This window comes from Streptomyces sp. NPDC001157 (genome assembly GCF_053598255.1).
The window spans coordinates 1-15117 of sequence record NZ_JBSFJW010000041.1; the positions used below are offsets into that span (position 1 = coordinate 1).

General features: G+C 70.2%; 18 protein-coding genes and 1 pseudogene. 7 read left to right on the forward strand and 12 right to left on the reverse strand.

The genetic code is table 11. The features are described 5' to 3' along the window. Positions 1-130: 130 nt before the first annotated feature. Entirely contained in the window at positions 131-2737 is a 2607-nt protein-coding gene (locus tag ACWDAG_RS40715; RefSeq protein WP_450700605.1) for an RHS repeat-associated core domain-containing protein, read from the reverse strand. Here ACWDAG_RS40715 and ACWDAG_RS40720 point away from each other — a divergent pair. From ACWDAG_RS40720 to ACWDAG_RS40730, 3 genes are all read left to right on the forward strand, one after another. Beyond that, entirely contained in the window at positions 2660-4273 is a 1614-nt protein-coding gene (locus ACWDAG_RS40720) for an RHS repeat-associated core domain-containing protein (RefSeq protein ID WP_450700606.1), read from the forward strand. The two genes, ACWDAG_RS40715 and ACWDAG_RS40720, sit on opposite strands and share 78 nt — an antisense overlap. Continuing rightward, a complete protein-coding gene (locus ACWDAG_RS40725) occupies positions 4270-4473 on the forward strand; it encodes a hypothetical protein (RefSeq protein WP_450700607.1) in 204 nt (67 codons plus the stop codon). Before ACWDAG_RS40720 ends, ACWDAG_RS40725 begins: the two co-directional genes overlap by 4 nt. Before the next feature lie 409 nt (positions 4474-4882). Then, on the forward strand, positions 4883-5725 hold the full coding sequence (locus tag ACWDAG_RS40730; protein ID WP_450700608.1) for a patatin-like phospholipase family protein: 843 nt from the start codon (positions 4883-4885) through the stop codon (positions 5723-5725). Between the two features lie 37 nt (positions 5726-5762). On the opposite strand, the gene ppk2 is transcribed toward ACWDAG_RS40730, so the two are convergent. The 3 genes from ppk2 to ACWDAG_RS40745 are packed head-to-tail and all read right to left on the reverse strand — an operon-like array spanning position 5763 to position 8110. Next, positions 5763-6683, reverse strand: a complete 921-nt coding sequence (gene ppk2 / locus ACWDAG_RS40735) for a polyphosphate kinase 2 (RefSeq protein WP_450700609.1) — start codon at positions 6681-6683, stop codon at positions 5763-5765. A 19-nt stretch (positions 6684-6702) separates the two neighbouring features. Further along, the gene (locus ACWDAG_RS40740; RefSeq protein ID WP_450700610.1) at positions 6703-6936 is read right to left on the reverse strand and encodes a hypothetical protein; all 234 of its coding nucleotides are present in this window, start codon (positions 6934-6936) and stop codon (positions 6703-6705) included. Between the two features lie 19 nt (positions 6937-6955). Then, positions 6956-8110 carry an anion permease gene (locus ACWDAG_RS40745; protein WP_450700611.1) on the reverse strand — a complete coding sequence of 385 codons (1155 nt, stop codon included), beginning with the start codon at positions 8108-8110 and terminating at the stop codon, positions 6956-6958. A gap of 102 nt (positions 8111-8212) precedes the next feature. Here ACWDAG_RS40745 and ACWDAG_RS40750 point away from each other — a divergent pair, with 102 nt between their 5' ends. From ACWDAG_RS40750 to ACWDAG_RS40760, 3 genes are read left to right on the forward strand one after another with little or no spacing between them, the layout of a single operon-like run. Further along, complete coding sequence (locus tag ACWDAG_RS40750) at positions 8213-8605, forward strand: helix-turn-helix transcriptional regulator (protein ID WP_450700673.1); 393 nt, start codon at positions 8213-8215, stop codon at positions 8603-8605. Positions 8606-8631: 26 nt separating this feature from the next. Continuing rightward, positions 8632-9045 (forward strand): VOC family protein, encoded by a 414-nt coding sequence (locus ACWDAG_RS40755; RefSeq protein WP_450700612.1) that lies wholly within the window; start codon positions 8632-8634, stop codon positions 9043-9045. After that, a complete protein-coding gene (locus ACWDAG_RS40760) occupies positions 9042-9800 on the forward strand; it encodes a VOC family protein (RefSeq protein ID WP_450700613.1) in 759 nt (252 codons plus the stop codon). Before ACWDAG_RS40755 ends, ACWDAG_RS40760 begins: the two co-directional genes overlap by 4 nt. Here ACWDAG_RS40760 and ACWDAG_RS40765 read toward each other — a convergent pair. The 5 genes from ACWDAG_RS40765 to ACWDAG_RS40785 all read right to left on the reverse strand — a co-directional run bounded on the left by ACWDAG_RS40765 (position 9797) and on the right by ACWDAG_RS40785 (position 12558). Further along, on the reverse strand, positions 9797-10042 hold the full coding sequence (locus tag ACWDAG_RS40765) for a hypothetical protein (protein WP_450700614.1): 246 nt from the start codon (positions 10040-10042) through the stop codon (positions 9797-9799). The genes ACWDAG_RS40760 and ACWDAG_RS40765 overlap by 4 nt on opposite strands. A 9-nt stretch (positions 10043-10051) precedes the next feature. Continuing rightward, entirely contained in the window at positions 10052-11257 is a 1206-nt protein-coding gene (locus ACWDAG_RS40770; protein ID WP_450700615.1) for an RNA polymerase sigma factor, read from the reverse strand. 6 nt (positions 11258-11263) lie between these two features. Continuing rightward, positions 11264-11677, reverse strand: coding sequence for a YciI family protein (locus tag ACWDAG_RS40775; protein ID WP_450700616.1), 414 nt, complete (start codon positions 11675-11677; stop codon positions 11264-11266). Positions 11678-11763: 86 nt separating this feature from the next. After that, positions 11764-11958, reverse strand: a complete 195-nt coding sequence (locus ACWDAG_RS40780) for a hypothetical protein (protein WP_450700617.1) — start codon at positions 11956-11958, stop codon at positions 11764-11766. 18 nt (positions 11959-11976) lie between these two features. Then, positions 11977-12558, reverse strand: coding sequence for a dihydrofolate reductase family protein (locus tag ACWDAG_RS40785; RefSeq protein ID WP_450700618.1), 582 nt, complete (start codon positions 12556-12558; stop codon positions 11977-11979). 84 nt (positions 12559-12642) lie between these two features. Here ACWDAG_RS40785 and ACWDAG_RS40790 point away from each other — a divergent pair. Then, positions 12643-12892 (forward strand): annotated as a pseudogene (locus tag ACWDAG_RS40790) (TetR/AcrR family transcriptional regulator); the annotation flags it as partial. On the opposite strand, the gene ACWDAG_RS40795 reads toward ACWDAG_RS40790, so the two are convergent. The 3 genes from ACWDAG_RS40795 to ACWDAG_RS40805 all read right to left on the reverse strand — a co-directional run bounded on the left by ACWDAG_RS40795 (position 12891) and on the right by ACWDAG_RS40805 (position 15059). Continuing rightward, a complete protein-coding gene (locus ACWDAG_RS40795) occupies positions 12891-13040 on the reverse strand; it encodes a hypothetical protein (RefSeq protein WP_450700619.1) in 150 nt (49 codons plus the stop codon). The pseudogene ACWDAG_RS40790 and the gene ACWDAG_RS40795 sit on opposite strands and share 2 nt — an antisense overlap. 79 nt (positions 13041-13119) lie before the next feature. Beyond that, positions 13120-13725: a GNAT family N-acetyltransferase gene (locus ACWDAG_RS40800; RefSeq protein WP_450700620.1), complete on the reverse strand. Its 606-nt coding sequence runs from the start codon at positions 13723-13725 to the stop codon at positions 13120-13122. Between the two features lie 248 nt (positions 13726-13973). Then, complete coding sequence (locus tag ACWDAG_RS40805) at positions 13974-15059, reverse strand: family 2 encapsulin nanocompartment cargo protein polyprenyl transferase (protein ID WP_450700621.1); 1086 nt, start codon at positions 15057-15059, stop codon at positions 13974-13976. Positions 15060-15117 lie beyond the last annotated feature (58 nt).

The window sequence follows — 15117 nt, forward strand, 5'->3', positions numbered from 1 at the left end:
GGCCAGGGCGCCGGGCAGCAGGTCGTCGAGGAGCCGCCCGAGCACGGCCCCGGCGGGCAGCCCGAGGGCGAGCGCGGGCAGCACGGTCCAGCGGGCACGGGAGGACGACTCCCCAGGTTCGATTCATAGATCAGCAGGGCGGATCACCGTTGTAGAAGGTGGTGATTGCGCGTGCCGCCTTTTTCCCGCATATGTATCTGAGTTCCTCTGCAGTGACGGATTGTCCGGCTCGAGTTGGCGCACCGGACAACATCTCTTCGATGTTGATTATGCCCTGCATGTTGAAAGATATTTTGCCGTTTTTGGTGATCACGAGGTCGATCATATCCGCGACCATCTTCGGAGACATGGTGGCTCCACCGGCCGGGATCTTAAACATCGGATCCGTGAAGGTGATCGCCCCCTTCTCCTGAGCGAATTTGGCCAAAATTCCTCGCTCCCCGCCGTAGACATTCTGCAGCCCGAGTGCGAGGTGCGGGCCTGGATCGGCAGCGACGGCGGGATCACCGGCGTGTGCTGCCCCTGGACCGAATCGTGGGGGCACGGTCGCGGGCGTACCAGACAGCTTGCCCTTCAGCCAGCTGAAGGCGGGGCCGAGGAGGCTGCTGCTGCCGCCTCCGGCGGCGCCGATGAGCAGGTCCCAGGGGGTGGTGGGCTGGCAGTGGGCTTCGTTGACAGCCCAGGAGAAGCCCGCTCCGACTGCGGCGTTGACGGCGGTCGAGGTGGCCAGTGCGCGGCCGCCGGTGAGGCCGAGCGCTTCGACGGCTGCGTTGCCGGCGCCGGGCATGAGGGCTCCGGCGATGCCGCCGGTGATGGCTCCTTCTCCGGCGGCCTGGCCGAAGCCGCCCCAGCTGAAGCCGCCGTTGCGGTGCCGCCAGCCGTAGATGCCCCCTTCGATGGCGGCGCCGACGACGGCTCCGATGCCGGCGCTGACGCACAGCGGGCAGCGGCCGGAGGGGTCGGACTGGTTGATGGGGTCGTTGTTGGCGTAGGCGTACGGGGACTGGTTCGGGCTGTCGTTGGCAGCGGGGTCGGGGTCGGGGGTGGTGAAGCGCCCGCTGGCAGGGGCGTAACCGCGCTCGCGCAGGTTGAGCCGACCGGTCAGGTAGGGGTCTTTGTACTGGCCGGTGTAGCCGAAGATGCTGGTCTGGCCGTCGGTGGTGCTGGCCTTGGCGGTGGAGACGCCCCAGGCGTTGTAGGTATAGGTGTAGTTCTCTTTGCCGGCTGCGTCGTAGACCGCGGTGATGGAGTTCTGCCGGTCATGGCGCATGTAGAAGGTGCCGTTGGACCGGTTTTGGGATTCGGCGATGCCGTCGGGGTTGTATTGGTAGTCGGCGATCAGGGCGCCGGTGCTGCCGGTGTCGGTGGCGATCTGCGCCAGGGGGTTGACGACGTCCCAGCGGGAGGTGCGGGACAGGGTGCCGTTTTTACTGGTGGTGGTGCGGTTGCCATCGGCGTCGTTGACGAAGGTGTAGGTGTCGCTGCCGAGGGTGGCGGACTTCAGGCGGCCGAGCGGGTCGTAGCTGTAGCTGCCGGCGGCGTCCTTGGTGAGGTTGCCGTCGGCGTCGTAGGTGTAGTCGGTGGTAGTGCCGTCGACGCTGCGGGAGAGCTGATCGGCGTCGTCATAGGTGTTGTTGCGGGTGCTGGTTGAGGTCGAGCTGTTGGTGAGGTTGCCGACCTGGTCGTAGTGGTAGGTGCTGCCGCCGGTGGTGGTCAGGCAGGAGACGGTGGCGGAGGCGTCGGTGCAGGCGCGGGTCATGCGACCGGCCGCGTCGTAGTCGTAGCGGTCGGCCAGGCCGGTGGTGGTTGAGTCCTTGAAGTAGTCCTTGGTGACGCGGCCGTTGGCGTCGCGGTCGACGAAGCGGGCGCCGGTGCCCTGGGAAACCGAGGCGAGGCGTCCCGCGCGGTCGTAGGTGCGGGCCTCTGTGACGGCAGTGGTGGTGGGTAGCTTGGCGGTCAGCAGGTTGCCGGCCGCGTCCCAGGTGTAGTTGGTGGTCTTGCCGCCCGCGGTCTGGCCGAGGATGTGGCCGTCGCTGTCGTAGCTGTAGGTGATGGCGCGGCCGTCGGGGTAGGTGCGGCTCTTGAGGGTGCCGTTGTCGTTGTAGACGTACTTGAACGGGTTCGTGGCGCCGGGTGAGGTGATGGTCAGCGGCCGTCCCTCACCGTCGTAGGTGACGGTGCGGGTGCCGGTGCCGTCCTTGATGGTCTTGGGTTGTCCGGTCGTGTCGTAGGTGTTGGTGACGGTCGGTGTGCCGTCGGAGTAGGTGGTCTGGGTCAGCAGGTTGCGGGCGTCGTAGGTGCTGGTGACCTTCTGGCCGCGGGCGTTGGTGGTGCTGGTGCGGTTGCCGTCGACGTCGTAGCCGTACGAGGTGGCCCGGCCGAGCGGGTCCGTGATCTTGTTCAGGCGACCCGTGTCGTCGTAGCCGTAGTTGGTGGTGTGGCCGTTGGCATCCTTACGGGAAGTCAGGTTGCCGAGCACGTCGTAGCCGAGGTGCGTGGTGCCACCGTCCGGGGCGGTGACCGTGCTCAGGCGGCCCAGCTCGTCGTACTCGTAGGCGGTCTTGTTGCCCAGCGCGTCCGTCCTGGCGGACAGCCGGCCGTCCCCGTCGTAGGCGTTGGTGACCGTCTTGTTCCCGTAGGGGTCACTCTGGCTGAGGACGTGGCCGGCCGCGTCGTAGGCGGTGGTCCAGGTGTACTGGGCGGGATCTGCGCCCGAGACGTTGCCGCGCGGCTCCACCGTGGTGGTCAGGCGGCCGTTGTCGTCGTAGCCGTAGGTGGTCTTGCTGCCCAGTACACCTGGACCACCGCCTACGACGACGCCGACCAGCTCAAGTCCACCACCAGCGGCAGCACAACCACTGCCTACGACTACGACGGGGAGGGCAACCAGACCAGGGCCGGCACCGACGGCTACACCTACGACCTGGCCGGACAGATCTCCGCCGCCACCGTCGGCGGCAGCAGCTACACCTACGACCACGACGCCAGCGGCAACCAGGTCACCGCCTCCAAGGACGGCACGGTCACCAACCGCACCCAGTGGGACCCCAACGCCCCACAGCCGATCCTGGCCACCGAGTACGACAGCGCCTGGGCAATCAAGCAGTCCTACCGCTACGACCCGCTCGGCCAACCGACGGCAACCAAGACCGGCTCGGGCGCGCTGTTCTACTACCACCACGACACCCAGGGCTCCCCGGTCGATGTCACCGGCAACACCGGCACCCTCTACCAGCGCTGGGCCTACGACCCGTACGGCACCCGAGTCCAGAACACAGTGACCAGCGGCGCCCCCGCGAGCACCCCGTCCTACACGGGCGCCCGCTACGAGACCACGACGGGCAACCTCGACCTGCACGCCCGCCAGTACAACGCCGCCACCGGCCGCTTCAACCGCCCCGACCCCGCAACTCCTGACCGCAGCAGCCCGTACATCTCGGCATACGCCTACGCCAACAACGCCCCCACCCTGTACACCGACCCGAGCGGTATGACACCCGTACCGGGCGATGACGGCGACGGAAAGGTCCATAGCCTCGGCGAAGGACTGAAGGTCTTCGGCGACGGCTTCCTGCAGGGCTTGAAGGCTCCCTTCGAGTTCCTCGGCGACGCCTACGACGCCGTAACCGGGCAGAACGGGGGTGCCGGAGCCTTCGTCGACAAGTACCTCCCCGTCCGCCCCGCCTACCGGCTCTACCGAGCCGAATACATGCTCCGCCAGCAGGGCTGCGACGCCCTGGCCGACCTGTACGCCGAGGCGGCCGACGAACTCACCCAGCAGATCGTGGTCACCGGCATCGGCGGCCTCACCGGGTGGCGCAGGGCCGCGGTCAACCCCAGCGGCATCGCCGCGGAAGGCGAAGTAGGCGCGATCACACGCCTCTTGTACGGCGCCCGCAAGGCAGAAGGGCTGCCCGGATCCAGCGGTGTCGAGATCAGCAAACGACCGTCTGTGACGGAGCTGGAAAACCTGACCGTCAAGCACGGTGTCGAGTTCGCCGTGGTCTACAAACTGGGCCCAGGCCCCAAGGGAACGGGTGGCCAGTACTTCCTCTACTCCGGCGTATCCAATCGCGTACAGGTCCCTGTCCGAGCCGACACCATCCTGGTCTACCACACACATCCCAAGGGCTACGCTTACCCGAGCCCAGCCGACAAACAGCTCCTGGACACCTTCGAAAAGGCGGGCTCTCCTATGCGCTCGTCTCAGATCATTCCGGTCGGCAACGGCGGCATGGTCGTCACCTTCACGAAGCACGGGATAACGCCATGACAGACGAACACGAGAGCCTGGACTACCTGTGGAACGGCACCGAGGACGGCTGGGTCGTGATCACATCCGACCTCGGACTCGGCACCATCTACAACACCGAGACACGCATGGCTCTCCTCCTTGAGGACGAAACCGAATACGAGCACGCCATCCAGGCAATGCGCGAGCACGGCCGTCCCTTCCTTGAGTTCATCCCGTAAGGGGACCCGGTGGCCTGCCTACCGCCCACTGGGAGGCAGGCCACCGCACGACCTCGGGCGAGGTCGAGCACGGTCGCGGTCCGCACACAGTCCGCAAGACACCCGCTCAGGACCGTCGCACCCCATCGCCACCAATCACCAAAAAGCCAGGTCAGCACCCCACAGGAAACATCCCCGCAGGTCACCGACCCGCCCCATTACTAGGAGACCAAGAAGGCCTGACGAACGCCCCGTGCGCGGGTATGTTCACCGGACCGGCGATCGGTGCACCATCGCGGGTCCACGGGCATTCTGAAGGGGTCCGACCGGGTTGCCGGGCGGGCCCCTTCGGCGTTCCCCCACCGGGAATACCCCCGCCCACAGGGGACTTGGCAGTGATGTTGCATCGGAGTCGAGTTCTGGGGCGGGGATGAAGGACGGGCGTGCGCTGGTCATCGGTGGTGGCGGGGTGGCGGGTATCGCCTGGGCGACGGGCCTGCTGGCCGGGCTCGCCGACGGCGGGGTCGACGTCACCGACGCGGACTTCCTGCTCGGCACCTCGGCCGGGTCTGTCGTGGCTGCGCAGATCGGCAGCGGTGCGGAGCTCTCCGAGCTGTTGCGGGCGCAGGTCGACCCCGCGCTGCAGCGGGAGGAGCTGAAGCCCCGGGAAGGCGCGCTCGCCGCCGCCTTCGAATTCGTGGCGAAGGTGGCCGCCGAGGTCACCGACCCGGTGGAACGACTGCGTCGGATCGGCGAGATGGCGCTCGCCGCCGAGACCGTGACCGAGGCCGAGCGGCGTCCCGTCATCGAGGGGCGGCTGCCGTCGCACAGCTGGCCGGAGCGCCCGCTGGGCGTGGTGGCCGTGAACGCCGCCACCGGTAAGACCCGGCTCTTCGACCGCGCCGCCGGTGTCGGCCTGGTGGACGCCGTGTCCGCGAGCTGCGCCATCCCGGGTGTCTGGCCCGCCACGACGATCGGCCACGAGCGCTACATCGACGGCGGCGTACGTTCCCTCACCAACCTCGATCTCGCGGCGGACCACGCCCGTACGCTCGTCGTCGCCCCGCTGCCCGACCCGGTGCTGGAGGCAGACGCGGCCGCGATCGCCGGGCGCGGAGGTCTCATCGAGGTCGTCGTCCCCGACGAGCACTCCCTCGCCGCCTTCGGCCCGGACCCGCTGTCGCCGGCCGGCAGGGCGCCGGCCGGCAACGCCGGTCACGCCCAGGGCCGGGCGGCGGCAGAGGCGATCGCCGCGTTGTGGAACGGGTCGTAACAACCCGCAACGCGGCGTCCGGGAGCGACCGTAGCGGTCAGCGCGGCATCCTGAAGGAGCCCTGGTGGCTGCCCTCGTGGTCGTCCTCGCCCGCCTCCAGCAGCCCCGCCGCCGCACCCACGATCCGCGGATCGGGGCTGCCGACGACCTCCTCGTCCTTGCCCGTGTAGTCGAAGCGGGCGAGCACACTGCGCATGGCCTCGACGCGGGCCCGCTTCTTGTCGTTGCTCTTGACCACCGTCCAGGGCGCGTGCTCCGTGTCCGTCTCGCGGAACATGGCGACCTTCGCGGCCGTGTAGTCGTCCCAGCGGTCCAGGGAGGCCAGGTCCATGGGGCTGAGCTTCCACTGCCGTACGGGGTCGACCTGACGGATGGTGAAGCGGGTGCGCTGCTCGCCCTGGGAGACCGAGAACCAGAACTTGATCAGGTCGACGCCGTCGTCCACGAGCATCCGCTCGAAGGCGGGCGTCTGGCGCATGAAGCGGCGGTACTCGTCGTCCGAGCAGAAGCCCATGACCCGCTCGACGCCCGCCCGGTTGTACCAGGAGCGGTCGAACAGGACTATCTCGCCCGCGGTCGGCAGGTGTTCGACGTAGCGCTGGAAGTACCACTGCCCGCGCTCGCGCTCGGTCGGCTTCTCCAGCGCCACCACCCGGGCGCCGCGCGGGTTGAGGTGCTCGGTGAACCTTTTGATGGTGCCGCCCTTGCCGGCCGCGTCCCGTCCCTCGAAGACGATGACGAGCCGGCGCCCGGTCTCCTTGATCCAGCTCTGCAGCTTCAGCAGTTCGATCTGCTGGAGGCGCTTGTGCCAGTCGTACTCCTTGCGCTCCATGCGGTGCCCGTACGGGTAGTTCTCCCGCCAGGTGTCGATCGGGCTTCCGTCGGGGCGGATGAGCACCGGGTCGTCGGGGTCGGTGTAGTCGACCTTCAGATCGGCCAGCAGGGGTGGCGTGGTCATCCCGATGTCCTTCCGGGTCTCAGTGGAACTGCGGCACGATCAGATAGATCCCGTATGCCACCACGGCCGCGCAGGCGAGGAAGCACAGGCCGGCCTGGGCGAGGCCGAGGGACGAGGTCCCGCCGCCATCCTCGCGCGCCCCTTCGAAGCGGGCGAGGCCGAGTACGCCGAGGGCGAAGACGACGACCACGGCGACGGTGACGCCGATGCTCACCGCGGTGACCTGGCCGAGTGCGTTCCAGTCGAGGTTCATGCTGCGAACTCCCCGTGTTTCAGGCGGCCGTGCCGACGCGGGCCGGCGGTTCGGTGCGGAGGGTGACTTCGTGGCCGTCGTTGACATTGTTGGCGTGCACCGGGTTGCGGCGCGAGGCGACCACGATGCCGGCGGCCACGGCGGCGCCGACCAGGGCGACGACGACGGTGCCGAGGTTGCCGCCGTGCTTGACCACGCTCGCGGAGACGCCGCCGACCAGCGCGGCCGAGGGCAGCGTGATCAGCCAGGCGGCGACCATGCGGCCGGCGACGCCCCAGCGGACCTCCGCGAGGCGCCGGCCCAGGCCCGCGCCGAGGATGGAGCCCGAGGCGACCTGCGTGGTGGACAGGGCGAAGCCGAGGTGGGCGGAGGTGAGGATGACGGTCGTGGAGGCCGTCTCGGCGGCGAAGCCCTGCGGGGACTGGATCTCGGTCAGACCCTTGCCCATGGTGCGGATGATCCGCCAGCCGCCCAGGTAGGTGCCGAGGCCGATGGCGAGACCGGCGGAGGCGATCACCCAGACCGGCGGGCCGGCGTCGTGGCCGAGGGCGCCCGCCGAGATCAGGGTCAGCGTGATGATGCCCATGGTCTTCTGTGCGTCATTGGTGCCGTGGGCGAGCGAGACCAGCGAGGCCGAGGCGATCTGGCCGATGCGGAAGCCCTTGGTGACGGAGCCCTTGCGGCCGCGGGCGGTGAGCTTGTAGGCGAGGTAGGTGGCGATCAGGGCCGCGACTCCGGCCACGACCGGCGAGGCGACCGCCGGGATCAGCACCTTCTGGACGACCTTGTCGAAGTGCACGCCGTTGGAGCCCGCACCGACCCAGACGGCGCCGATGAGCCCGCCGAACAGGGCGTGCGAGGAGCTGGACGGCAGTCCGACCAGCCAGGTCAGCAGGTTCCACAGGATGGCCCCGACCAGCCCGGCGAAGATCATTCCCGGGGTGACGAGTGTGTCGTCGACGATGCCGCCCGAGATCGTCTTGGCGACTTCCGTGGACAGGAATGCCCCGACGATGTTGAGGACTCCGCTCACGAGCACCGCTGTTCTCGGCTTGAGCGCGCCGGTGGCGATGGAGGTGGCCATCGCATTGGCGGTGTCGTGGAATCCGTTGGTGAAGTCGAACGCCAGGGCCGTGACGATGACTACCGCCACGAGGAACGTTATGTGGTCCATTCCCTTATGGGAACAAGCGCTTTCATACGGCAGGCGAACTCAAGGCAAAGGGCATGCCAGGACCCGGCGCCCGGGGCGTGCCGGTCGTGCGATGCTGACGTGGTGAATCGTGAGGATCTGGTACGGCTGCGCCAGGCGCGCGACCGCATGGACCGTGAGTACGCCGAGCCCCTCGATGTGGCCGCCCTCGCGAGCACCGCCCTGATGTCGCCGGGGCACTTCCAGCGCAGCTTCCGCGAGGCGTACGGCGAGACTCCGTACGGCTATCTCATGACGCGCCGCATCGAACGCGCCAAGACGCTGCTGCGCCGCGGCGACCTCACCGTCACCGAGGTCTGCATGGCGGTGGGCTGTACCTCGCTGGGCTCCTTCAGTGCCCGGTTCACCGAACTGGTGGGCGAGACGCCGAGCTCGTACCGGGCCCGCTCGCACGAGGAGAGCGCGGAGATCCCGCCCTGCGTGGTGCGGGCGTACACGCGTCCCAGACGGACGTGAGGCCGTATCGACCTTAGGTTGGACCCATGGACCTGAAACTGAACAACTGTTTCATCGCCGTCGACGACCACGACAAGGCGATCGCCTTCTACTGCGACGTCCTGGGCCTGGAGATCCGCAACGACGTCAAGTACGAGGGGATGCGGTGGACGACCGTCGGGTCGCCGCTGCAGCCGGACGTGTCGATCGTCCTGGAGCCGCCCGCTGCCAACCCCGACCTCTCCCCCGCCGACCGTGACGCGATGGAGCAGCTGCTGGCCAAGGGCGTGCTGCGCGGGGTCAACTTCACCACCGAGGACTGCGACGCACTCTTCGCCCGCGTCCGGGAGTCCGGCGCGGAGGTGCTCCAGGAGCCGACGGACATGCCGTACGGGGTCCGGGACTGCGCGTTCCGGGATCCGGCGGGGAACATGCTGCGGTTCATGGAGCGGAAGGGGTGAGCCGACAGGTCCTGTGGACCTACGCCTTCGTCGACCGGCCGGCCGGACTCTTCGCGTCCGCCTGCGAGTTCTGGACGGCCGTCACGGACACGCGAACATCCGAACTCCGCGGCGAGAACAAGGAGTTCACGACCCTCCTGCACGACGGGGCCGACGCCTGCGTCAAGATGCAGGGGGTCGCCTCGGGTCCGGGCGGTGCACATCTGGACTTCCCGGTGGCCGACGTACGGGGGTTCATGCGGTCGGCGGTGGCGCTCGGGGCGGAGGTGGTCGCCGATCACGGGACGTGGGCCGTACTGCGGTCGCCCGCAGGACAGCAGCTGTGCACCATGCCGTGGCGCGCGGAGGCGACGCGTCCGCCCGTCGTGCGGGGCAGCCGCCTCGACCAGGTCTGCGTCGACATCGCGCCTTCCGCGTACGAGGTGGAAGTCGCCTTCTGGAGCGCCCTGTTGCCCGAGTGGCAGTCACGGCCGGGCTCGCTCCCGGAGTTCCATGTGCTCATGCCGCCGGCGGGGCTCCCGTTCCGCATCCTCCTCCAGCGGCTGGGCGAGGAACGCCCGGCCACCGCCCACCTGGACCTGGCCTGCGCCGACATCGAGGCCACCCGCGCCGCCCACGAACACCTGGGCGCGAAGGCGGTCGCGCGCGGCACGCACTGGACGGTGATGCGGGACCCGGCGGGCGGCACGTACTGCCTGACGAGCCGCGATCCGGAGACGGGCGGACTGCCCGTGCAGGAGGCCCAGGGCTCCTAGGGCCAGGCATGGACGCACGCAACGGCCGTGGCCCCGTCGTCGTGCGGGCACTCGGTGGCCTTCAGCAGCGGGGCGGCGGGCTCCTCGGAGGGATCTGCCTGTTCCCAGCGGAGCGGTGGCGGCGGCTCCGCGGAGTCCTGCAGCCACAGGGTGAGCCCTCCCCCCACGGCCACGGCGATCGCCCACACCACCACGGCCCACCGCCAAACACGGCGGCGCGATGCCCCCAACTCGCTTGTCATGGCGTCACGTTACGGCCTCAACCGCGCCGCCCGCCCCTGCAGATAGCGCTGTTCGGGGAGGCTCAGGGTCCCCGCGGCCGCCGCCTCGTAGGCGGAGCGGGCCGCCTCGTACGCCCCCGCGCGCTCCAGGAGGTGGCCGCGGACCGCGTCGAGGCGGTGGCCCAACCCTGGTTCCAGCGGGTCGAGTTCGGCGAGCCCGGCTTCCGGGCCGTTCACCATGGCGACGGCCACGGCGCGGTTGAGGCGTTCGACGGGGCCCGGGACCAGACGGACCAGCACGTCGTACAGGCCGAGGATCTCCTGCCAGTCGGTCTCCTCCGCGGACGGCGCCTCGTCGTGCACGGCGGCGATGGCCGCGCGCACCTGGTAGGGGCCGGCGCAGCCCCGGGACAGCGCCCGGGTGACCAGGGCGACGCCCTCCTCGATCGCGGCCTTGTCCCAGCGGCCGCGGTCCTGTTCGTCGAGGGAGACGAGCTCGCCGTGCGGCCCGGTGCGGGCGTCGCGGCGGGCGTCGGTGAGCAGCATCAGGGCCAGCAGGCCGGCCACTTCGCCGTCGTCGGGCAGCAGGCGGTGGACGGTACGGGTCAGCCGGATCGCCTCGCCGGCCAGTTCGCGGCGCTGCAGGGCCGCTCCGGACGTGGCCGTATAGCCCTCGTTGAAGATCAGGTAGAGCGTGTGCAGGACGGCGGGCAGACGCTTCTCCCAGTGGTCCGGCCGTCCGAAGCGCAGGCCGCGCACCTTCTGCTTGGCCCGGCTGATCCGCTGCGCCATCGTCGCCTCGGGCACCAGATACGCACGGGCGATCTCCGCCGTCGTCAAACCGCCGACCGCCCGCAGGGTCAGCGCGATCTGGGCGGGCGGGGTGAGATCCGGGTGGCAGCACAGGAACAGCAGCGTGAGGGTGTCGTCCTCGCGGGGCGCCCGGTCCGGCCCGGTCGCGAGACGCGAGGTCAGGGCCACCGCCTTCTCCTCCCGCGCCCGCCTCGCCTGCTCCGACCGCAGCACGTCCGTCAGCCGCCGCGAGGCCACCTTGATCAGCCAGCCGCGCGGGTTGTCGGGCACGCCCGCCGAGGGCCACTGCCCGGCCGCGGCCAGCAGTGCCTCCTGTACGGCGTCCTCGGCGGCGTCGAAGTGCCCGTACCGCCTTACCAGCGCGCCGAGGACCTGCGGCGCGTGCAGGCGCAGCAGGTCCTCGACCTCGATGGTCGTGCCCATGGACGCTCAGACGTCCGCGGAGCCGTTGTCGATGGGCCGGATCACCACGGGGTAGTTGGTGGCCCCGGCGGGCAGGGGGCACTGGATGATGCGCTCGGCGATCTCCGTGACCCGCTCCAGGCTCGCGCAGTCCAGGACCCAGTAGCCGGCCAGCAGCTCCTTGGTCTCGCTGTACGGGCCGTCGGTGATCACACTCTTGCCGTCCTCGCCGAGGCCCACCAGCCGGGTCCGCGCCGGCTCGGCCAGACCCTGTCCGTCGATCATCTCGCCGGTCTCGGCCAGGTCGTCGTTGAGGGCGCCCATGAAGGCGTACATGGCCTGGACCTCCTCCTGGCTCCAGGCCGGGGAGGTCGCGCCGGCCTTGCCCTGCATGCCCTCGTAGTCCGCCTGTGTGCACTGCACCATGACCAGGTACTTCATGACTCTGCTCCTTCGGCTCGCACCGCCCGTGGTGGGCGGCTCTCACGGGGGACGTCGGAGCCGGGCCGGGATTCTCGACACGGGGCTCAGGAATTCTTCGCGGCGTGTTTTCCGGCCTCCTGGTCCGGTGCGGCACCTTCGGCGACGTACGCCTCGCACTCGGGGTTGCGGCACGGGCCCGGCACCCAGACCGGGACCCACGCGCCCAGGGTCTTGTGGCGCTTGACGACCGTTTCCACAGGCTGTCCGCAGACCGGACAGACGTGTTCTGAGCTGTCCATGCCCTCAGCGTAGGCCGGTCAGCGCCGGCGCGCGTAGGTGCGGACGAGTACGCCGTTGCCGAAGGTGCGCACCGACTCCAGCGTGAAGTCGGTGAGCGCGAAGCCGCTGCCGAACATCGGCATGCCCGAGCCGTACACCTGCGGGTACGTCTTGATGACCAACTCGTCGATCTCGCCGAGCAGTTCACCGGCGACCTGCGAGCCGCCGCACAGCCAGATGCCGAGTTCACCGTCCTCGGCCTTCAGCTCGCGGACCCTGCCCACCAGGTCCTCCGCGATGATCTCGACGTTCGGGTCGGGGGACTGGGTCAGGGTGCGCGAGGCGACGTACTCGCGCAGATGCGCGTAGGGGCTGGTGATCCCCGCGTCGATGGCGAGCCGGTAGCTGGCCCGGCCCTGGATGACGGTGTCGAAGCGGAGGTTGTCGCCCTTGATGCCGAGCGGCTCGCGGGCCTGGGCCGCGATGGTCTCCGGGTATGTCGAGGCGAGGTACCCGAGGAACTCCTCGTCCAGGAACGCGAACATCGACGACGCGTCGCCGTCCGGGTCCCCGATGAACCCGTCGATGGAGCAGGCGACGAAGTAGGTGAGCTTGCGCAAACCGGATCCCTTCACTGGGCCGCAGTTGAACCACGACAGTTATAGTGCTTCATCTGTAGTGGTTGCAAGGGGAGGGGAGTCCCCATGGCCGGGACGGCGGCCACTCTCGTCGACGCCCGACTGCACCGACGTCCCGCGCGAGAGGGGGCCCGCGGCCTGACGTTCCGCGCCGTGGACGCCGCGGCCGCGGTGCCGGTCGGCACCGCCTAGAACTACTTCACCGGGCACGACGACCTGCTCCGCCAGATCGACGCCCGGCTGCACCGACGCCTCGCGCCCCGACCCCGAGGTGCTCGCCGGGCTGATGCGGGCGCCGAAGGACCGCGCTCTGGTCATAACTCCATGCCTTGCTCCAGGTCGGCGCGGACCGACTCGGTGTAGGAGGCGCGCAGTCCGGTTCGCCGGGCGGCTTCGAGGCGCATCTCCGGGAGCGCCGGACAACCGGTGCGGTCGCCGGTGACCCGGGTCATCAGGTCGTGCATCAAGTGCCAGGGCCGGTGGAGCGGATCGTGGCGACGGTCGTGCCGGAGAGGCAGCGGTCGCCCCGGAGCGGCGGGCGGGTCAGCCGCGGGGCTCCCGCCACATCGGCCACATCTGCGGGCCGTTCGGGAGGTCGAGGGGGCGGCCGCTGAGCTCGAAGCCGAGGCGCTCGTACAGCACGCGGCTGCGGGCGTTGCTCGCCTCAAGATAGGCGGGCATGCCTTCGCGGTCGCAGCGGTCGAGGACGTGCTGGACGAGTGCGCTGCCGATCCCCGCGCCCTGGCGCTTCGGAGCCACGCCGATCATCCACAGGTACTCGTGGGCGCGTCCGACGGGGTGGATCTCCGCGGTCAGGCGGGCGATGAGCTCGATGCGTTCGTTCCCGGGATCGACGGCGGCGCGCAGCCGGGCGGGACCGTCGTCGGCCCCGCCCTCTTCGGCGTCGTGCTCTTCGGCGGGCACGGACAGCCACAGCGCGCATGCGCTGCCGTCCTCCGTGACATCGATCCGGCCCTCGGCGAGCACGATCCCGGTGAACGCGGCCATCATCCTGTGGTGGGTCGTACGGCGGTACTCGTCCCCGGGAAAGACCCAGCCGCTGACCGGATCGTCCTGGAATGCCTCGTCCAGCAGCCGCACGACCAGCTCCCGGTCGCCCTCGTCCGCCGCCCGGATCGCCACACCCATGTCCGCCCTCTCGCCTCAACCGACATCGGTTGTACGGCTGTTGAGCCTATACGGCCGCTGTCCGGCGACTGAGACGAAGGGGCGCGACACAGGCTGTGGCGCCCCGCGGCGAGCCGTGCCCCAAGGGGGTGGCGGGCCCCGCACACCGTGGGGATGTGCGGGACCCGCCGGCCGGAGCCACGGCGGCCGCGCGGGGTCAGGAGCCGCGCGGCCGCCCCGGTGGGCTCCGGGGTCTGGGGGGGCTGTGGTCAGCTGGTGCGCCGCGTCACGTACTCCGCGAGCGCGAGCAGACCGCCTGCCGCCTCCGGGTCGGGGATCGCGCGGGCCAGCTCCTGCATGGCGCGGGCCATCCGGTCGGCGGCCTGGACCTGAGCCCAGTCGCGCCCGCCGGCCCGCTCGACGGCGAGAGCCGTCTGCACGAGTTCCTCCTCGTCCCCCTTCCTGTACGGCACTTCGTACAGCGCGGCCAGTTCCGAGGCCGCCGGGGTGCCCGAGGTGAGCGCGGCGACCACCGGCAGGGACTTCTTGCGGGCCATCAGGTCCGCGCCGACCGGTTTTCCGGTGCGGTGCGGGTCGCCCCATATGCCGATGACGTCGTCGATGAGCTGGAAGGCGAGCCCGGCCTGGCGGCCGAACGCGTCCAGTGCCTCGACGTCCTCGTCACAGGCCCCGGCATACAGCGCACCCAGGGCGCAGGCGCAGCCGAGCAGTGCGCCCGTCTTGGCCTCGGCCATGGTCAGCACCTCTTCGAGGGTGATCTCGCCGGGGCCGCGCCGCTCCATCTCCGTGTCCGCGTGCTGGCCCGCGCACAGTTCGACGACGCAGGCCGCGAGTCGGGCCGCGGCCGGCCGGGACGCCGGGTGCGGGTCCTCGGCGAGCAGCCCGAGGGCCAGTGCCTGCAGGGCATCCCCGGCGAGGATCGCGTCGGCGTCGCCGAACACGGTCCACGCGGTGGGCCGGTGCCGGCGGGTGGTGTCCCGGTCCATCACGTCGTCGTGCAGCAGCGTGAAGTTGTGCACCAGCTCCACCGCCGCGGCCGCCCGCCCGGCCGCCTCGCGCGCGCGGGGGCCACCGAGCGCGGCGGCCGCGGTGAGGACGAGCGCGGGACGGATCGCCTTGCCCGCGTTGCCCGCCGCCGGGGTGCCGTCCGCGTGCTCCCAGCCGAAGTGGTAGAGCGCGATCCGGCGCATGGAGCCGGGCAACGAGTCGATGGCGGCGCGCAGTTCGGGGTCGACGCCGGACCGGGTGCGCTCCAGGATCGCGGCCGCCTCGTGCCCGTCGAGCGACTGCGCCCCCGTGGGTCGCTGCTTCGCCTCCGTCATGAACTCGGCCATGGGATCTCCCTCGGTCAGTCCGCGGACGGTGGCGCTTCCGCTGTGGCTGGGCGCATAC

What these genes read in the sequence shown, in the direction of transcription:
- ACWDAG_RS40725 (WP_450700607.1), top strand. Translation starts at nt 4,270, where the DNA reads ATGACAGACGAACACGAGAGCCTGGACTACCTGTGGAACGGCACCGAG.
- ACWDAG_RS40730 (WP_450700608.1), top strand. Translation starts at nt 4,883, where the DNA reads ATGAAGGACGGGCGTGCGCTGGTCATCGGTGGTGGCGGGGTGGCGGGT.
- ppk2 (WP_450700609.1), bottom strand. Translation starts at nt 6,683, where the DNA reads ATGACCACGCCACCCCTGCTGGCCGATCTGAAGGTCGACTACACCGAC.
- ACWDAG_RS40740 (WP_450700610.1), bottom strand. Translation starts at nt 6,936, where the DNA reads ATGAACCTCGACTGGAACGCACTCGGCCAGGTCACCGCGGTGAGCATC.
- ACWDAG_RS40745 (WP_450700611.1), bottom strand. Translation starts at nt 8,110, where the DNA reads ATGGACCACATAACGTTCCTCGTGGCGGTAGTCATCGTCACGGCCCTG.
- ACWDAG_RS40755 (WP_450700612.1), top strand. Translation starts at nt 8,632, where the DNA reads ATGGACCTGAAACTGAACAACTGTTTCATCGCCGTCGACGACCACGAC.
- ACWDAG_RS40765 (WP_450700614.1), bottom strand. Translation starts at nt 10,042, where the DNA reads ATGACAAGCGAGTTGGGGGCATCGCGCCGCCGTGTTTGGCGGTGGGCC.
- ACWDAG_RS40770 (WP_450700615.1), bottom strand. Translation starts at nt 11,257, where the DNA reads ATGGGCACGACCATCGAGGTCGAGGACCTGCTGCGCCTGCACGCGCCG.
- ACWDAG_RS40775 (WP_450700616.1), bottom strand. Translation starts at nt 11,677, where the DNA reads ATGAAGTACCTGGTCATGGTGCAGTGCACACAGGCGGACTACGAGGGC.
- ACWDAG_RS40780 (WP_450700617.1), bottom strand. Translation starts at nt 11,958, where the DNA reads ATGGACAGCTCAGAACACGTCTGTCCGGTCTGCGGACAGCCTGTGGAA.
- ACWDAG_RS40795 (WP_450700619.1), bottom strand. Translation starts at nt 13,040, where the DNA reads ATGCACGACCTGATGACCCGGGTCACCGGCGACCGCACCGGTTGTCCG.
- ACWDAG_RS40800 (WP_450700620.1), bottom strand. Translation starts at nt 13,725, where the DNA reads ATGGGTGTGGCGATCCGGGCGGCGGACGAGGGCGACCGGGAGCTGGTC.
- ACWDAG_RS40805 (WP_450700621.1), bottom strand. Translation starts at nt 15,059, where the DNA reads ATGGCCGAGTTCATGACGGAGGCGAAGCAGCGACCCACGGGGGCGCAG.